Origin of the sequence: Streptomyces sp. NBC_00568, from assembly GCF_026341855.1 — a bacterium.
Lineage (GTDB): Bacteria > Actinomycetota > Actinomycetes > Streptomycetales > Streptomycetaceae > Streptomyces.
Genome location: NZ_JAPENW010000001.1, coordinates 2,341,119 through 2,357,136, shown reverse-complemented (window position 1 = coordinate 2,357,136; position 16,018 = coordinate 2,341,119). Strand labels below are relative to the sequence as shown.

The window sequence follows — 16,018 nt, the reverse complement described above, 5'->3', positions numbered from 1 at the left end:
GGACGGCCGGTCGAAGCGCCTTGCCTCGGCCGGTGCCTGGACACACCGAACGACTGCCTGCGAGGCGCTGCGGCGCCGAACCGCCCTTCTCGCTCGTCCGGCAGTCCGCGGACATCGCCCGCACCTTCCTCGGCGTCCCCCGGCGTACCGGCTACGCCCGCCGACCTTCGAGGAACTCCTCGCCTTCCTCGCCGAAAACGGCCTCGATGTCCGTCCGGCGTGAGGGCTGTCCACAGGCTGCCCGATTGTCAGTGGCGCGCTGCATGATGAACCCATGACCGAAATCGAGCAGTTGCTGGCACGGGTTGCCACGCAGGCCCGCAACACCCGCCCATGGGGCTGGCCTTCACTGCCCGCGCCCGTGGACACGGCCGAGGTCGCCCGTGCCGAGGCCGTCCTCGGCTTCCCGCTGCCCGCGCTGCTCGCCTCGCTCTACCTGCGGATCGGGGACGGCGGATTCGGTCCGGAATACGGCCTGTTGCCCTTGCTCGACGGCCCGCCGTCGGGCGAGCCGGCGGTCGTTCCGCAGTACCTCGCCAGCCGCGAGAGCGGCCGCAAGGACCCCGACTGGCCATGGCCCGAGGGCGTCCTGCCGATATCCCACTGGGGCTGCGGGATGTACGCGTGCGTGGACTGCCGGAGCCCCGACGCCACGGTCCTGCTCTACGAGCCGAACGCCGACGAGGCCGACCACGCCTGGTACGTGGACGCACCCGACCTCGCGACCTGGCTGCGCGCCTGGCTCGACGGAACCGGCTGGTACGAGGAGTCCCACGACGGCGCGGACCTCCCCCCTTGGCCCGACTTCCACATACGTACGACGGCGACCCGGGCCTCCTGACCCACTAGCGCGAAGCCGCCCACAGCCGTACGCCGTAGGCCGCCGCGCCCACCGCCAGGACGGCCGCCCCCACGACCACCGAGACACCAGGCAGGGCACAGGCCAGCGTCACGCACCCGAGGAGACCCAGCACCGGAACGACCCGCGACGCCGGGGCCGGACTCAGCGTCCAGGCGGAGGCGTTGGCGATCGCGTAGTACGCCAGCACACCGAAGGAGGAGAAACCGATCGCGCCGCGCACATCCACGGTCGCGGCCAGCGCGGCGACCACCACGCCCACGGCCAGTTCCGCCCGGTGCGGAACCTGGAAGCGTGGATGCACGGCGGCCAGGGCGCCCGGCAGATGACGGTCGCGGGCCATGGCCAGCGTGGTCCGCGAGACACCCAGGATCAGGGCGAGAAGGGAGCCGAGCGCGGCCACCGCGGCCCCCACCCGCACCACCGGCACGAGCCCCGGCAGCCCGGCTGCCCGCACGGCGTCCGCCAGCGGCGCCGGGGCAAGCCCCAGTCCCGCCGACCCGAGCACCGAAAGGACGGCGACAGCGACCGCCGCGTACACCGCGAGCGCGATGCCCAGGGCCAACGGGATCGCGCGCGGAATGGTGCGCGCCGGATCGCGTACCTCCTCGCCGAGCGTCGCGATGCGCGCGTACCCGGCGAACGCGAAGAACAGCAGACCGGCCGCCTGAAGCACCCCGCCCGCGCCCGACGACAGTCCGATGCCCAGCCGCCCGGCATCGGCGGCGTCGGAACCGAGGCACCCGACCACCACGGAAGCGAGGACCGCCAGGACCACCGCCACGATCACCCGCGTCAGCCAGGCCGACTTCTGCATACCGCCGTAGTTCACGGCGGTCAGCGCGACCACGGCCGCGACCGCCACCACGTGCGCGTGTGACGGCCAGACGTACGCGCCCACGGTGAGCGCCATCGCCGCGCACGAGGCCGTCTTGCCGACGATGAACGACCAGCCCGCCAGATACCCCCAGAAGGGGCCCAGCCGCTCACGCCCGTAGACGTACGTGCCGCCGGAAGCGGGGTACAGGGCGGCCAGCCGTGCCGAGGACATCGCGTTGCAGTAGGCGACGACCGCGGCGAGGGCGAGTCCGAGCAGCAGCCCGGATCCAGCCGCCCGCGCGGCGGGGCCGAGCGCGGCGAAGATCCCGGCACCGATCATCGAGCCGAGCCCGACGACCACGGCGTCACCGACTCCTAGCGTGCGGTGCAATTCGGGACTGGACGGCGTCATGCGCCGCACCTTACTGATCACTGCAACCGGTGGGAGCCGTGGCTACGTCCTGTTCATCAACACAGCACCGGCACGCGTTCGACCCGCACCGGACACGGACAGCCGGGGCACGGCCCGGCAGGGTCGAGTTCACAGGGCCGGGACAGCGTGAGCACAGCGCGGAAGGGCAGGTTCGGGACATGGGCATCATCAGCTGGATCATTCTGGGGCTGCTGGCCGGCGCCATCGCCAAGTTCCTGCTCCCGGGGCGCGACCCGGGAGGCTTCATCGGAACGACCGTCATCGGCGTCGCGGGCGCGTTCATAGGCGGCTGGATATCGGCCCGCTGGCTGGACCACCCCATCACCAAGCAGTTCTACGACGGTGCCACCTGGGCCGCCGCCATCGGCGGTGCGCTCGTGCTGCTGATCGTCTACCGCATCCTGTTCGGCGACTCGCGCCGCTGAGCGCGCACCGCCGGGGCCGGACCACGGCCGGCAGACGAGAAGGGTGGACACCCCGGGTGCCCACCCTTCCTCGTGCGGCGGCCACTCCCGCGGCCGCTTCCTGCTTCCTCGTACCGCGGGACGAAACGCCCCGGGCAATGACCCGCCCCGACAGGAACACCCCGGCAGGAACCGCCCGCAGCGACCCGGGCCCTGAGGCGGGTCGGCGAGGTACTGGCGAAGCGTGTCGGCGCCCGGCGTGCGGGACGGGTCACCAGGCGTTCTGCCAGGAGTTCTCCCAGGCGTTCTACCGGTAGTTCACGAACTGCAGGGCGAAGTCGAAGTCCTTGCCCTTGAGGAGAGCCTGAACGGCCTGCAGGTCGTCACGGCTCTTCGAGCTGACGCGCAGCTCGTCGCCCTGCACCTGGGCCTTCACGCCCTTGGGGCCCTCGTCGCGAATGATCTTCGCCACCTTCTTCGCGTTGTCCTGGGAGATGCCCTCCTCGATCGTCGCGAAGATCTTGTACTCCTTGCCGGAGAGCTGGGGCTCACCGGCGTCCAGCGCCTTCAGCGAGATGCCGCGCTTGATCAGCTTGGTCTCGAACACATCGAGGACGGCCTTCACCCGCTCCTCGGAGTTCGCCTCCATGAGGATCTTCTCGCCGGACCAGGAGATGGAGGCGCCGACGTTCTTGAAGTCGTAGCGCTGCGAGATCTCCTTGGCGGTCTGGTTGAGGGCGTTGTCGACCTCCTGCCGCTCGACCTTCGAGACGATGTCGAAACTGGAGTCGGCCATGTCCTGTGGCTCCTTGTATCGGGGTGCGTAGGGGCGGCCGTCGAGCCCTGCGTAGGCCTCCGGCCGCATCCGCATAAGCCTAGCCACCCCCCTCCCCCCAAGCGTCGATCAATTGGGTGGCGAAGCATCCCCGGGCATCAGGTATCGTTTACGTCGTTGCCAGGGAGCACCGCAGAAGCGGGGCTCAGGGGCAGCATCCCCGGCGGTGTGCCCGAGCGGCCAAAGGGAGCAGACTGTAAATCTGCCGGCTTAGCCTTCCGTGGTTCGAATCCACGCGCCGCCACCCGGGAACCAAGGGCCCGTGACCTGCCTAAACAGCAGGTCACGGGCCCTTAGTCATACCCCCCTGCCGATCAGTTTGTTGTCTCACGCAGCCTCGCGTTCGAACGCTGTATCTCGGGATGGGGTTCCTGTTGAAGGCCCAGCTGTACAGCGCGGTGCGGACGACTCGGGGGTCCGGCATGCCGTTGTGACGTCCTTCTCGAACGTCGGGGTCACGACTCCGAGTAAGGCGGGAGGGATGGGCTGCGGAGTGGTGAGCCGGACGGTCGGAGAGCAGAGGCCATGTACCTGCCAGATAGGCTGCCGGTTCTTGCAACGGCATCCTCCTGAAGAGGTGTGAATGAAGACAGGCAGACGAACCGTCGCGGTGGCCACGCTCGTTGGGGCGCTGGGGTTCTCGGTGCTGAACGCGCCGACGGCTCAGGCGGCGGACACCGGTATCACCGTGTCGGACATCGTCATCAACAACGGCAAGCCGATCGTCGTCGGCACGACGAAGGAGGTGGAGCCGCCCATCAGTTTCAACATCGCGCTGCCTTCCGGGTACAGCACTGACGACCCCTCCCGCTACGACGCGTACCCCTTCCTCTACCGCGGCAGCATCACGACGGCGGCCGACACGGGAGAGAATTTCATTCAGCCGGGCAGCTACACCTGCTATGAGATCGACTCCAAGCACGCTCGCTGCGAGGGCAACCTCTACATCGACCCGCACCCGAGCCAGGAGCACGTCGACTCCAACAGCGACGCCACGACCTGGAAGGTCGGCGTCTCGCTGAAGCTGTGGAAGGCCGACGGCGGCCTCAAGACCGGGGAACGGGAGACGCGGTCCACGACCGCTCAGCTCAAGCGCGCCGCCAAGGCAACCACCAACGCCTCGCCGGAGCCGGTCACCAAGGGCAAGTCGATCACTGTCACGGGCAAGGTGACCCGGGCGAACTGGGGCACGAAGAAGTACGACGCTTACAGCGGCCGTACGGTCAGTCTCCAGTTCCGCGCCAAGGGTGCCGACGCTTTCAAGACGGTCAAGAAGGCCACCACCAGCAGCACCGGGGGCTTGAAGGCCACGGTCACCGCCTCGGTCGACGGCTACTACCGCTGGGTGTACTACGGCAACTCCACGACCGGCGTCGCCACCAGCGCGGCCGATTACGTCGACGTGAGTTGACGCCCACGGCGCGGGAGCGGGATCTCACCCACCTCGGCCCTGGCGAGCACGACCCCCGTCAAACCGCCTAGTCCGCGTTTCCCCACTGCGGTCGGCTCGGCGGCAGTCGATGGGGTGCCTGTGGGGCAGATGGGCGCATCGACACGATGTTGCCGGACGGAACGCCGGTCGTCGCCGCGCGGGCGGACTCGACCCCCACCGTACGGCCCGTCCGAGCATCGGTACGGCCCGTCCGAGCATTTGGACGGGCCGTACGCCCGCACCGCCGCGGCCGTCTGTGACGGGCGCGGCGACGGAAGTCGGGACCCTCGGGGCACACTGATCCCATGTCATCGCGTCGCAGGAACTGCCCCGAGTGCCGTCGGGAGATCGCCGTCGTCGCGGGGCGGTTCGCCCGGCACGATCCGCCCGGCGCGCGGGGGAGCGGGGAACTGGTCTCGTGCCCCGGTTCGCGCCGGCAGGCCCTCATCGGGGCGGCGCAGCCCGCGCTGGACGGGTACACCGTCCCGGAATTCCCCGGCCAGCTCCCGCTGTTCTGAACCGCCACCGCCACCGCCACCGCCACCGCCACCGGCACCGCCACTGGTACGCCCCCGGCACCGGGACGGGATGTGGGCTAGTTGCCCGCCACCGACTTCACCGCGACCGAGATCGGTGTCGAGCCGCTGACCGCTTCCAGGGTCAGACCGGTCGTCGCCGGAGTGTCGACCAGTTCCGCGAGGATCGCGGCGACGTCGTCGCGGGGGATCATGCCGCGGCCGGTGGAGGCCTCCAGGCGTACGAGGCCGGTCCCGGCGTCGTCGATCAGGCTGCCGGGACGCAGGATCGTCCAGTCCAGGCCCGTACGCCGTACGTACGCGTCGGCCTCGCCCTTGGCTCGCAGATACGCGTCGAAGATGTCGTCGCCCGGGTGAGCCGGGTCCGCGCCCATCGAGGAGACGACCACGTGCCGGCGTACGCCCGCCCGTTCCGCGGCGTCCGCGAACAGGATCGCGGCGCCCTTGTCCACCGTCTCCTTGCGGTCCACTCCGCTGCCCGGGCCCGCGCCCGCCGCGAAGACGGCCGCGTCCGCGCCCTGCAGGTGCGCGGCGACCTCCTCCACCGACGCCGACTCCAGATCGCACAGGACCGGCTCGGCGCCGGCCGCCCGGAGATCGTCGCCCTGTTCGGCACGGCGGATGATCCCCGCGACCTCGTCCCCTCGCGCGGAGAGCAGCCGCTCCAGCCGCAGCGCGATCTGACCATGACCACCAGCGATGACAATGCGCATGTTCCCGACCGTACGCCCGGATGAGCGCGTTCGCCGCACAACCCTGTGGGCAACTCGTGAGTCACATGGGTGATCACTGTGGAAGTACGGGTGATCACCGCGAGAGCGAGTGAACACGCGAACGAAAGAACGCCGTGCGGGCCCGTACGGCGTCGTAGAGGAGACCATCATCACCGTCATACGCAAGACCGTCATCGCGACCGGCTGCACCGCTGTCATCCTCGCCACGGCGGCCGCCTGCGGCACGGTCGAGAACCTCACGGCCGGGCAGAAGGTGGACCACGCCGTCGACCGGCTCGGCGAACAGAAGTCCCTCGCCTTCCAGTTGGACCTCGACGCCGATGCCGCCGCGATCAACACGCTGGCGGGCGAGTCCGGTCCCGACGAGGCCCTTCCGCCGGAGTTCGCGAAGTTCCTCAGCGGGCTGCGCGTCGATGTCTCCGTCAAGTCCAAGAAGCCGCTGGCGGATTCGGGCGAGAAGGACCTCATCGGGACGAGCATGAAGATCGCGGGGGCCGACGGCGTCCTGGCCGAGTACCGGGTCGTCGGCGACTTCACGTACTACCGCGCGGACATGAAGGCCGTCGGCAAGGCGATGGGCTTTCCCATGCCGTCGGCCGACGACCTTCCCCCGAGCGAGAAGGAGATGAAGAAGGTCCTCGAAGGCGACTGGGTGAAGGTCGACACCAAGAAGCTGGAGAGTTCCCGGAAGGCCGCCGGTGGCGCTTCGAAGGGGGCCGGTGCCGACGACATCGACGCCAAGACCCAGAAGAAGATCCTCGACGCCGTGAGCCGTGTCATCGCCCACGAGGTCACCTTCCGGACCAAGAGCGGCGCCGACGGCGTCGAGCACGTCGTCGCCAAGGGCAACTTCCGTGACCTGCTCACCGGTGTCTTCGACAAGCTCCGGCCGTTGCAGGACGACCTTCCCGAAGGCGCGGAACTCCCCACGGCGAAGGACCTCAAGGACGCTCCGAACAAGAAGGTCGCCGTCGACTTCACGCTGAAGAACGGTGACCTCCGGCAGATCAAGGTCGACCTGGCCGTCCTCGCCGACGGTCAGAAGGGCACCAAGCTGCCGCTCGTCCTGAAGTTCTCAAAGGCGGGTGACGTCAGCGCGCCGTCGGGGGCCACGGAGATGCCCGTGGACAAGGTCCCCGGGGGCGGCTCGCTGGGCGGTGCCCTCCTGGGCGGCGGCGGGTTCTAGAGGTAGGCCTGTCCCGCGGGCGTGGAGGGCGTACAACGACCTCCACGCTCGCGGGGCCGTCCTCCTTCGGCGTGCGGTGCCGCGTTCGGCGTGCGGTGCCGCGCACCCTCATACGCGCGACCGCCGTTCCGGCAGCCAGAGCCAGAGCCAGAGCCAGAGCCAGAGCCAGAGCCAGAGCCAGAGCCAGAGCCAGAGCCAGAGCCAGAGCCAGAGCCAGAGCCAGAGCCAGAGCCAGAGCCAGAGCCAGAGCCAGAGCCAGAGCCAGAGCCAGAGCCAGAGCCAGAGCCAGAGCCAGAGCCAGAGCCAGAGCCAGAGCCAGAGCCAGAGCCAGAGCCAGAGCCAGAGCCAGAGCCAGAGCCAGAGCCAGAGCCAGAGCCAGAGCCAGAGCCAGCGTCCGCCTCGCGTTCCGCACCGGCTACGACGGCTCTCCGCGTCCCTGCCGAGGCAGTTCCATCCCCGGCTCGGCGGCCGAGTTGCAGTACTCCCGCACCGCGCTCGTCCGCGCCACCACGCGCCCCCGGTGCACCACGATCCGGCTGTACGCGAGCGACAGCACCCCCGAGAGCCGGTCCCCGCGTACGGCGAGCAACTCCGCCGGGAATCCGGCCTCCACGCGGACCTCGGGCAGTCCGAGGGCGGCCCGGGCGGCACAACTCACCGTGTCGTACGCGTCCTCGGGGCGCAGCCCGTACCGCGAGGCCAGCAAGTAGGCGGCCTCCAGCGGGTCCCCGCGTCCCACCGGGTTGGACAGGTCGCGCAGGGCGCCACTGCCGGCCGCGACCCGGACTCCGGCCGCCCGCAACAGCCGTACGGGAGCGGTGCCGCGCCGGTCCGCCGACCCGCAGCCGCCCTGCGGCAGGCACACCACCGTCACTCCGGCCGCGGCCAGTTGGTCCGCGGCGCGGGAGGCCACCTCGACGGGCAGCCGGCCGAGCCCGCCGCACGGGCCGAGCGTCACCCCGGGCCGCAAGCCGCCCGCCATCGCCACGAGTCGGGCGAGCCGGGCGGGATCGGCGGCGTCCGTGTGCAGATCGACCGGGCAGCCGTGTTCGGAGGCGAGCTCCAGGACCGCCTCCACGTACCCCGTCGGATCGGGGTCCGCGTCCGGGCAGCCGCCCACCACCGTAGCGCCCATCTTCAGCGCGTCCCGCAGCATCGCGAGCCCGTCGGCGCCGGCCGCGCCCGTCAGCAGCCGCGGCATCGCCACCGTCGTCAGCTCCGCGAGCCCCCGCAGCGACCGCCGTACCTGAAGCACCGCCGCCAGCGCGTCCAGCCCCTGTACGTCTCCGACGCGCACATGGGACCGCAACGCCGTGGCGCCGTGGCCGAGTTGCAGCAGCGCGGCTTCGGTGGCCCGGCGCTGGATCTCCTGGTCGTCGTACGCCAGAGGGCCGTCGCCGTCGGCCGCCAGGGCCGTGTCGCTGTGCGCGTGGGCCTCGGCGGGGGCGGGCAGCAGGAGGTAGCCGTCGAGGTCCACCTTCGTGGCGAGAGCCCCCGAGGCACCCGCCGCGAGGCTCCCGGCGGTACCGACCGCCTCGATACGCCCACCGCCCAGCCGTACGTCCACGGCCCGGCCGTCGGTGAGCCGCGCCCCGCACAGCAGGAGTGCGGCCGTGTCGGTCTGTCCCGCCGAGGAGTGGGGCGGCTGCTGCTGACTGTCGGGCATCGCACTCCTGGGGCTCGGGGCGGCTGCGGGAGGGACGACTACGGAGCGTGGGGAGACAAGATCACGCAGCGTGAGTCGAGCCTAGGGCGGCGACCCGTCAACGTCGGGGAGGAGCGCAATAGTCGTACCGGTGTGGCCCGTCGACGGGTCGGGGACCGGCCGTCCCGGGGCCGGGCCGGTCCCCGACCCGTCGCGCGCACCGGCCCGCCCCGCCGCCCTCCGTCCACTGCCCGTGCCCTCCGGCTGTCCGGCCCTTCCCTCGGCTGCCCGTTCAGCCCGGTGTCCGAAGGCGGCCGGAGGGCTGTCACCCCGTGTGACGCAGGGGGTCCGAGGGGCCGGTGAGGGGTTCTGGGAACGCCTGGGGAAGCCCGTGGGAACAGGCCGGGGCGGGTGCCGCGAAACGGATTTGGGCGATCGGCGGAGGACCGTGTAATGTCTTCATCGCTCGCCCCAATAGCTCAGTCGGTAGAGCGTCTCCATGGTAAGGAGAAGGTCTACGGTTCGATTCCGTATTGGGGCTCTGGTGCGAGAGGTTCCCGTCGCAAGGCGGGACCCGATCGCATCTCAGCGGTGTAGCTCAGTCGGTAGAGCAAGCGGCTCATAATCGCTGTGTCACCGGTTCAAGTCCGGTCACCGCTACTGACAGTAGCCGATTGTGGGGTCGGTCCTTCGATCGGCTACTCTTCTATGCGTTAATGTCCCATCCGTTCGTCAAGGAGCACTCCTGTGGCTGCCACCGACGTCCGCCCGAAGATCACGCTGGCCTGCGTGGAGTGCAAGGAGCGGAACTACATCACCAAGAAGAACCGGCGTAACAACCCGGACCGACTGGAGATGAAGAAGCACTGCCCGCGTTGCAACGCGCACACCGCGCACCGCGAAACGCGATAATTTCAGGCTCGTACACGAGGCCGTCCCCTTCGGGGGGCGGCCTCGCGTCGTTGTGGAACCGATGTCCGGCGCGGGCCAGGCGTCATGCGTGGACCCCGTGGTTTAGAGCGAAGATAGGCCGTCCGGCTAAGACGGTCGCTCCAGCTGAGACAACCAGTGCGGCGACGACAACCAGGAGGTGCCGAGCCCATGGCGCTCGACCAGTCCTTCGTAGGGCGGTCCTACCCGCCCACCGACCCCTATGAGGTCGGCCGGGAGAAGATCCGCGAGTTCGCGGAGGCCGTGGGGGACAGTAACCCTGCGTACACGGACCCCGAGGCCGCACGTGCGCTCGGGCACCCCGATGTGATCGCCCCGCCGACTTTTGTGTTCGCCATCACATTCAAGGCCGCGGGCCAGGTCGTCCAGGACCCGCAACTGGGCCTCGACTACAGCCGGGTGGTGCACGGCGACCAGAAGTTCGCGTACACCCGCCCGGTGCGCGCGGGTGACCGGCTCACGGTCACCTCGACCATCGAGGCGATCAAGTCCCTCGCGGGCAACGACATCCTGGACATCCGTGGCGAGGTCCACGACGAGGCGGGCGAGCACGTCGTGACGGCCATCACGAAGCTCGTGTCCCGTGCGGCGGAGGTGGGCTGACATGACGGCGAAGATCTCTTACGCGGACGTCGAGGTCGGCACCGAGCTGCCGGCCCAGACGTTTTCCGTGACGCGTGCCACCCTCGTGCAGTACGCGGGGGCCTCCGGGGACTTCAACCCGATCCACTGGAACGAGAAGTTCGCGGTCGAGGTGGGCCTTCCCGACGTCATCGCGCACGGCATGTTCACCATGGCCGAGGCGATCCGTGTGGTCACCGACTGGGTCGGCGACCCGGGCTCGGTCCTCGAGTACGGCGTCCGCTTCACCAAGCCCGTCGTCGTCCCGAACGACGACAAGGGCGCCACGATCGAGGTCAGCGGCAAGGTCGCGGTCAAGCTCGACGACAACACCGTCCGCGTCGACCTCACGGCGACCAGCGACGGACAGAAGGTGCTGGGGATGTCACGAGCGGTCGTACGACTGGCTTGATCCGAAGGCCGAGTAAGGGGCGTCCGCCATTGCGGGCGCCCCTTACTCGTCCCGTTGTGGCGGCCCCAGGGCCTCGCTTCAGGAGCTCCGCGTTCCACGAGCCGGGCTCCGCGAGGCAGGCGCCCAGGATTCGTACCCCTTGACTTAGTTAGTGATTGAGTACTAACTTAGCCGCATGGTCAGGATGAGCGCAGAGGAGAGGCGCGAGAGCGTCATTCGCGCGGCGATGATCGAGTTCGCCCGCGGCGGCTACTACGGCACGTCCACCGAGGCGATCGCCAAGCGCGTGGGCGTCTCGCAGCCGTACCTCTTCCGGCTCTTCCCGGGCAAGAAGGCGATCTTCCTGGCGGCCGCCGAGCACTGCATGGAGCTCGCCCGGCACACCTTCGAGGAGGCCGCCGAGGGGCTGGAGGGCGAAGAGGCCCTGCATGCGATGGCGAGGGCCTACGTCAGCGTGATCGCGGAGCATCCGGAGCGGCTGCTGATGCAGATGCAGATGTACGTCGCGGTGGCGGCCGCCGAGGAGGCCGGCGATCGCGAGCTCGGCGAGGCGGTCCGGGCCGGCTGGATGCGGCTCTGGGACACGGTTCACGTGCCGCTCGGGGCCGACGTGGACGAGACCGCGACCTTCATGGCGTACGGAATGCTCGTCAACTGCCTGGTGTCGATGGGGTTCCCGCCCGAGCACCGGGTCTGGGAAGGGCTCTATCCGTCGGCGCGGGTCACGGGCCGGCTGGAGAAGTAGTGCGACGGGGTGGGCGGGGTTCGGCGCCCTTTCATGAGCGCAAAAGTTAGTCATCAATAACTAACCATCGATAGCGATCACATCACCTTCTGGGGGAGCGATGTCTCAGCGGACGGCACGGACAGCGAAGAACGGATCTGCGGCACCGGACCCGGCACCGGCTACGGAACCGCCCGAGGGATCGGACCCGGCGGCCGCGGATTCGGCCGCGGCACCGGCCGGGCGGCGCGGCGGAGCAGGGTGGGCCCTCGTCATCACCGGCGTCGCCGGGTTCATGGCAGCTCTCGACAATCTCGTCGTCACCACCGCCCTGCCCTCCATCCGCGAGGACCTCGGGGGAGGGATGGACGACCTGGAATGGACCGTGAGCGCCTACACGCTCACCTTCGCCGTCCTGCTGATGTTCGGCGCGGCGCTCGGCGACCGGTTCGGCCGCCGCAGGCTCTTCCTCGTCGGCCTGAGCGTCTTCACCGGCGCCTCCGCCGCTGCGGCCATGGCGCCCGGCATCGACTCCCTGATCGCCGCCCGCGCGGTCCAGGGCGTCGGCGCGGCGATCATGATGCCGCTGACCCTGACCCTGCTGACAGCCGCGGTTCCGGCCGCCAAGCGCGGGATGGCGTACGGGATCTGGGGTGCCGTCAACGGGCTCGCGGTCGCCTCGGGGCCCCTCATCGGCGGCAGCCTCACCGAGCACGTCTCCTGGCACTGGATCTTCTGGCTGAACGTTCCGCTGGGTCTCGCCGTGCTCCCGCTCGCCCGGCTCCGGCTGTCCGAGTCGTTCGGCACCGGCGCCCGGCTCGACTTCCCCGGCACCCTGCTCGCCAGCGGCGGCCTCTTCGGGATCGTGTACGGCCTGGTCCGCGGGCCCGCCGACGGCTGGACCAGCCCGGTCGTCCTGACCGGCCTGCTCGCGGGTGCCGCGCTGCTCACCGGATTCGTCGTCCACGGCACCCGGGCCAAGAACCCGATGCTCCCGATGCGGCTCTTCCGCTCCCGCGCCTTCGCCGGGATCAACGCGGCCAGCCTGCTGATGTTCCTCGGGATGTTCGGCTCGATCTTCCTGCTCAGCCAGTACATGCAGGGCGTGCTCGGCTACTCGCCGACCGAGGCGGGGCTGCGGATGCTCCCGTGGACCGGTATGCCGATGCTCGTCGCGCCCGTCGCCGGCTATCTGTCCGACCGCGTCGGCGGCCGTCCCGTCGTCGCCACCGGGCTCTTCCTCCAGGCCATCGGGCTCGCGTACTACGCCACCGTGGTCGCCGCCGACGCCTCGTACGCCTCCCAGCTGCCCGCGCTGATCATCAGCGGCGTCGGGATGTCCCTCTACTTCGCCCCGGCCTCCAGCCTGGTCATGTCCAGCGTCCGGCCCCAGGAGCAGGGCATCGCCTCCGGCGCCAACAACGCGCTGCGCGAGGTGGGCGGCGCGCTCGGTATCGCGGTGATGTCCTCGATCTTCTCGGCGCAGGGCGGCTACGCGACCGCGCACAGCTTCATCGACGGGCTGCGGCCCGCGCTCGTGGTCGGCGCCTCGGTCGTCGCCCTCGCGGGCGTCGCGGCCCTGTTCATCCCGGCCGCCCGGCCCGCGGCGCGGACCGGGACGGCCGAGGACCCGGCGCACGACCTCGCGGCCGGCTCGCCCGAGGCGGACCGGCTCGACGGCGGCCCGCTCACGGCTCCCGCCCTCGAATCCGCCTCCCGCTGACGCCCGGGACGAAGTCACCCGGTCGAACCCCCGGGGAAGCGGCCTCGGTCAGGCCCCCGGCAGAACGGCCCCGCCCCACCGGCGGGGCCGTTCGCATGCCCGCGGAGCACCGGTGGCCGGGCGACCCCGCCCCTTCTCGTAGTCTTGGGCGCGTGCAGGAACTCCACGATGCCCCGCTCGCCCCGCTGACCACCTTCCGCCTGGGCGGCCCGGCCGCCCGGCTGATCACCGCCACGACCGACGCCGAGGTGGTCGCCGCCGTGCGCGAGGCCGACGACGCCGGTACGCCGCTGCTGCTCATCGGCGGTGGATCGAACCTGGTCATCGGCGACAAGGGCTTCGCCGGGACCGCGCTGCGCATCGCCACGAAGGGCTTCTCGCTCGACGGTACGAGGCTGGAGCTGGCCGCGGGCGAGGTGTGGACCGACGCGGTCGCCCGCACCGTCGAGGCCGGGCTCGCCGGGATCGAGTGCCTCGCCGGTATCCCCGGCTCCGCAGGCGCGACTCCGATCCAGAACGTGGGCGCGTACGGCCAGGAGGTGTCGTCGACGATCACCGAGGTGATCGCCTATGACCGGGTCGCCCGGGAAACGGTCACGCTGACCAACGCCGAGTGTGTCTTCTCGTACCGTCACAGCCGCTTCAAGGCAGAGCCCGACCGCCATGTGGTGCTGCGCGTGCGCTTCGAGCTGGAGGACGCGCGGGGGCTGTCGGCGCCGGTCAAGTACGCCGAGACGGCCCGCGCGCTCGGTGTGGAGCCCGGCGACCGCGTGGCCCTCGGCGACGCCCGCGAGACCGTCCTGAAGCTGCGGGCCGGCAAGGGCATGGTGCTCGATCCCGAGGACCACGACACCTGGTCCGCCGGGTCGTTCTTCACCAACCCGATCCTCCCGGACGAGGCGTTCGCCGCGTTCCACGCGCGCGTGAAGGAGCGGCTCGGCGCCGACGCCGTACCGCCCGCGTACCCGGCCGGGGAGGGGCACACCAAGACCTCCGCGGCCTGGCTGATCGACAAGTCGGGCTTCACCAAGGGCTACGGAACCGGGCCCGCCCGCATCTCCACCAAGCACACGCTGGCCCTGACGAACCGGGGCGGGGCCACCACCGAGGATCTCCTCGCGCTGGCCCGGGAGGTCGTCGCGGGTGTCCACGACGCCTTCGGGATCACCCTGGTCAACGAGCCGGTGACGGTGAACGCCAGCCTCTAGGAGCTCCGGCGGGCTCGCACGGGCCCGCCCGGCTGCTGCCCTGATCCTCAGTAGGCGACGCCCACGCCCTGCTTCACCGTCCCCGGGTCGTCGATCATCGCCAGCATCGCGTGGGCCACGTCGGCGCGCGCGATGAAGCGGCTCTTCCGCGGGGTGCCTCCCACGACCGTGCGATAGGAGCCGGTCAGCGGCTTGTTCTGAAGCCGGGGCGGACGGACGGCAGTCCAGTCCGTGGCACTGGCCGCCAGCTCGTCCTCCATCTCCCTCAGGTCGGCGTAGACGTCCTTGAGGATGCCGGAGATCAGCCTGCGCATGGCGCGGTCGGCGAACACGTCGTCCTCGGCGGCGGGGCCGACCGGACTCGCGCTCACCACCAGCAGCCGCCGGACCTGCTCCGCCTCCATGGCGTCCAGCACCGTACGCGTGAGCCGGGCCGCGACCCCGGCGTCCTTGCGGCTGCGCGCGCCCAGGCCGGACAGGACCGCGTCCCGGGCCGCGACGGCGGGACGCAGCGCCCGGGGGTCGGTGAGATCCGCGCGGAACACCTCCAGACCCGCGCCTGTGACGGTCAGCCGCGCGGGGTCCCGTACGACGGCCGTGACCTGGTGGCCCGCGCCCAGGGCCTGGCGGACGATCTCCTGGCCGATGCCTCCGGTGGCACCGAGAACGGTGAGTTTCATGACCTGCTCCGCTGGATGGAGATGGGGTGGGTGAGTGTTCACTCACCCGTGCTTCTTCTAGAGTGAGTAAGTACTCACCCACCCGTCAACCCCGAGAGGGTGTGCCATGGAATCCTTGGGCCCCATGCAGCAGAAATCCGCCACGGAGCCCATGCCGTCGAAACCGGCCAGGATCCGCATCCTCGACGCGGCGCACGAGCTCATGCTCACCCTCGGTCTCTCCCGCGCCACGACCAAGGAGATCGCCAGGGCGGCCGGCTGCTCCGAGGCCGCGCTCTACAAGTACTTCGCGAGCAAGGAAGAGCTGTTCATCTGGGTCCTTCAGGAGCGGCTGCCCAAGCTCGGCCCTCTCCTGGAGCGGCTGACGGCCGAGCCGGCGGAGCACTCCCTGGAGGAGAACCTCACCGAGATCGCCCGCCAGGCGGCCCTCTTCTATGAGCAGAGTTTCCCGATCGCCGCCTCCTTGTACGCGGAGAAGCAGCTCAAGCGCCGCCACGACGACGCCATGCGGGCCATGGACGCGGGCCCCCACATGCCCATCCGGGGCGTCGCCGCGTATCTGCGGGCGGAGCAGCGTGCCGGGCGTATCCAGCCGGACTCCGACACCTACGCGGCCGCGTCCCTCCTGCTCGGCGCCTGCGCGCAGCGCGCGTTCGCCTACGACGCCACCCCGGAGGGCGCGCCCCCGCCCCTGGACACCTTCGCCCCGGCGCTCGCCCGCACCCTGCTCGCCGGGATCGCGCCCGGGAACCCGGCGGAGTCCGCGGGGGCCTGAGGCCCGCCGGGGCGGGCCCACAAGGTCACTAGGTCCTGCGA

At 70.5% G+C, this 16,018-nt stretch carries 17 protein-coding genes and 3 tRNA genes; 15 read left to right on the top strand and 5 right to left on the bottom strand.

The window, feature by feature from the left end:
• The first annotated feature begins 274 nt into the window (after nucleotides 1-274).
• Nucleotides 275-841, top strand: a complete 567-nt coding sequence (locus OOK38_RS10120) for an SMI1/KNR4 family protein (protein ID WP_266761675.1) — start codon at nucleotides 275-277, stop codon at nucleotides 839-841.
• A gap of 4 nt (nucleotides 842-845) precedes the next feature.
• On the opposite strand, the gene OOK38_RS10115 is transcribed toward OOK38_RS10120, so the two are convergent.
• Nucleotides 846-2,090 (bottom strand): APC family permease, encoded by a 1,245-nt coding sequence (locus OOK38_RS10115; RefSeq protein ID WP_266761677.1) that lies wholly within the window; start codon nucleotides 2,088-2,090, stop codon nucleotides 846-848.
• 179 nt (nucleotides 2,091-2,269) lie between these two features.
• Here OOK38_RS10115 and OOK38_RS10110 point away from each other — a divergent pair, with 179 nt between their 5' ends.
• A complete protein-coding gene (locus OOK38_RS10110; RefSeq protein ID WP_266761679.1) occupies nucleotides 2,270-2,536 on the top strand; it encodes a GlsB/YeaQ/YmgE family stress response membrane protein in 267 nt (88 codons plus the stop codon).
• Nucleotides 2,537-2,822: 286 nt separating this feature from the next.
• On the opposite strand, the gene OOK38_RS10105 is transcribed toward OOK38_RS10110, so the two are convergent.
• The gene (locus OOK38_RS10105; RefSeq protein WP_266761681.1) at nucleotides 2,823-3,311 is read right to left on the bottom strand and encodes a YajQ family cyclic di-GMP-binding protein; all 489 of its coding nucleotides are present in this window, start codon (nucleotides 3,309-3,311) and stop codon (nucleotides 2,823-2,825) included.
• Nucleotides 3,312-3,512: 201 nt separating this feature from the next.
• Here OOK38_RS10105 and OOK38_RS10100 point away from each other — a divergent pair.
• The 3 genes from OOK38_RS10100 (at nucleotide 3,513) to OOK38_RS10090 (ending at nucleotide 5,300) form a co-directional block, all read left to right on the top strand.
• A tRNA-Tyr gene (locus OOK38_RS10100) sits at nucleotides 3,513-3,594 on the top strand.
• A 339-nt stretch (nucleotides 3,595-3,933) separates the two neighbouring features.
• On the top strand, nucleotides 3,934-4,761 hold the full coding sequence (locus tag OOK38_RS10095) for a hypothetical protein (protein WP_266761683.1): 828 nt from the start codon (nucleotides 3,934-3,936) through the stop codon (nucleotides 4,759-4,761).
• 326 nt (nucleotides 4,762-5,087) lie between these two features.
• A complete protein-coding gene (locus OOK38_RS10090) occupies nucleotides 5,088-5,300 on the top strand; it encodes a hypothetical protein (RefSeq protein WP_266761684.1) in 213 nt (70 codons plus the stop codon).
• A 77-nt stretch (nucleotides 5,301-5,377) separates the two neighbouring features.
• On the opposite strand, the gene OOK38_RS10085 is transcribed toward OOK38_RS10090, so the two are convergent.
• Nucleotides 5,378-6,031, bottom strand: a complete 654-nt coding sequence (locus tag OOK38_RS10085) for an SDR family oxidoreductase (RefSeq protein WP_266761685.1) — start codon at nucleotides 6,029-6,031, stop codon at nucleotides 5,378-5,380.
• A gap of 109 nt (nucleotides 6,032-6,140) precedes the next feature.
• Here OOK38_RS10085 and OOK38_RS10080 point away from each other — a divergent pair, with 109 nt between their 5' ends.
• The gene (locus tag OOK38_RS10080; protein ID WP_266761687.1) at nucleotides 6,141-7,238 is read left to right on the top strand and encodes a hypothetical protein; all 1,098 of its coding nucleotides are present in this window, start codon (nucleotides 6,141-6,143) and stop codon (nucleotides 7,236-7,238) included.
• Between the two features lie 415 nt (nucleotides 7,239-7,653).
• On the opposite strand, the gene OOK38_RS10075 is transcribed toward OOK38_RS10080, so the two are convergent.
• Nucleotides 7,654-8,904 (bottom strand): amidohydrolase family protein, encoded by a 1,251-nt coding sequence (locus tag OOK38_RS10075; protein ID WP_266761688.1) that lies wholly within the window; start codon nucleotides 8,902-8,904, stop codon nucleotides 7,654-7,656.
• A gap of 447 nt (nucleotides 8,905-9,351) precedes the next feature.
• On the opposite strand from OOK38_RS10075, the gene OOK38_RS10070 reads away from it, so the two are divergent.
• From OOK38_RS10070 to OOK38_RS10035, 8 genes are all read left to right on the top strand, one after another.
• A tRNA-Thr gene (locus OOK38_RS10070) sits at nucleotides 9,352-9,424 on the top strand.
• A 46-nt stretch (nucleotides 9,425-9,470) separates the two neighbouring features.
• A tRNA-Met gene (locus OOK38_RS10065) sits at nucleotides 9,471-9,543 on the top strand.
• A gap of 87 nt (nucleotides 9,544-9,630) precedes the next feature.
• Nucleotides 9,631-9,795, top strand: coding sequence for a 50S ribosomal protein L33 (gene rpmG / locus OOK38_RS10060; protein WP_003948671.1), 165 nt, complete (start codon nucleotides 9,631-9,633; stop codon nucleotides 9,793-9,795).
• Nucleotides 9,796-9,984: 189 nt separating this feature from the next.
• Nucleotides 9,985-10,437 (top strand): MaoC family dehydratase N-terminal domain-containing protein, encoded by a 453-nt coding sequence (locus OOK38_RS10055; protein ID WP_266761690.1) that lies wholly within the window; start codon nucleotides 9,985-9,987, stop codon nucleotides 10,435-10,437.
• Between the two features lies 1 nt (nucleotide 10,438).
• A complete protein-coding gene (locus tag OOK38_RS10050) occupies nucleotides 10,439-10,867 on the top strand; it encodes a MaoC family dehydratase (protein ID WP_266761692.1) in 429 nt (142 codons plus the stop codon).
• A gap of 175 nt (nucleotides 10,868-11,042) precedes the next feature.
• Complete coding sequence (locus tag OOK38_RS10045) at nucleotides 11,043-11,612, top strand: TetR/AcrR family transcriptional regulator (RefSeq protein WP_266761694.1); 570 nt, start codon at nucleotides 11,043-11,045, stop codon at nucleotides 11,610-11,612.
• A gap of 253 nt (nucleotides 11,613-11,865) precedes the next feature.
• Nucleotides 11,866-13,314: a DHA2 family efflux MFS transporter permease subunit gene (locus OOK38_RS10040; protein ID WP_266765804.1), complete on the top strand. Its 1,449-nt coding sequence runs from the start codon at nucleotides 11,866-11,868 to the stop codon at nucleotides 13,312-13,314.
• A gap of 152 nt (nucleotides 13,315-13,466) precedes the next feature.
• A complete protein-coding gene (locus OOK38_RS10035; protein WP_266761696.1) occupies nucleotides 13,467-14,522 on the top strand; it encodes a UDP-N-acetylmuramate dehydrogenase in 1,056 nt (351 codons plus the stop codon).
• 47 nt (nucleotides 14,523-14,569) lie between these two features.
• Here OOK38_RS10035 and OOK38_RS10030 read toward each other — a convergent pair whose 3' ends face one another.
• Nucleotides 14,570-15,202, bottom strand: a complete 633-nt coding sequence (locus OOK38_RS10030) for an NAD(P)-dependent oxidoreductase (RefSeq protein WP_266761698.1) — start codon at nucleotides 15,200-15,202, stop codon at nucleotides 14,570-14,572.
• A 151-nt stretch (nucleotides 15,203-15,353) separates the two neighbouring features.
• Between OOK38_RS10030 and OOK38_RS10025 the strand changes: the two genes are divergently transcribed.
• Entirely contained in the window at nucleotides 15,354-15,977 is a 624-nt protein-coding gene (locus OOK38_RS10025; protein WP_266765805.1) for a TetR/AcrR family transcriptional regulator, read from the top strand.
• Nucleotides 15,978-16,018 lie beyond the last annotated feature (41 nt).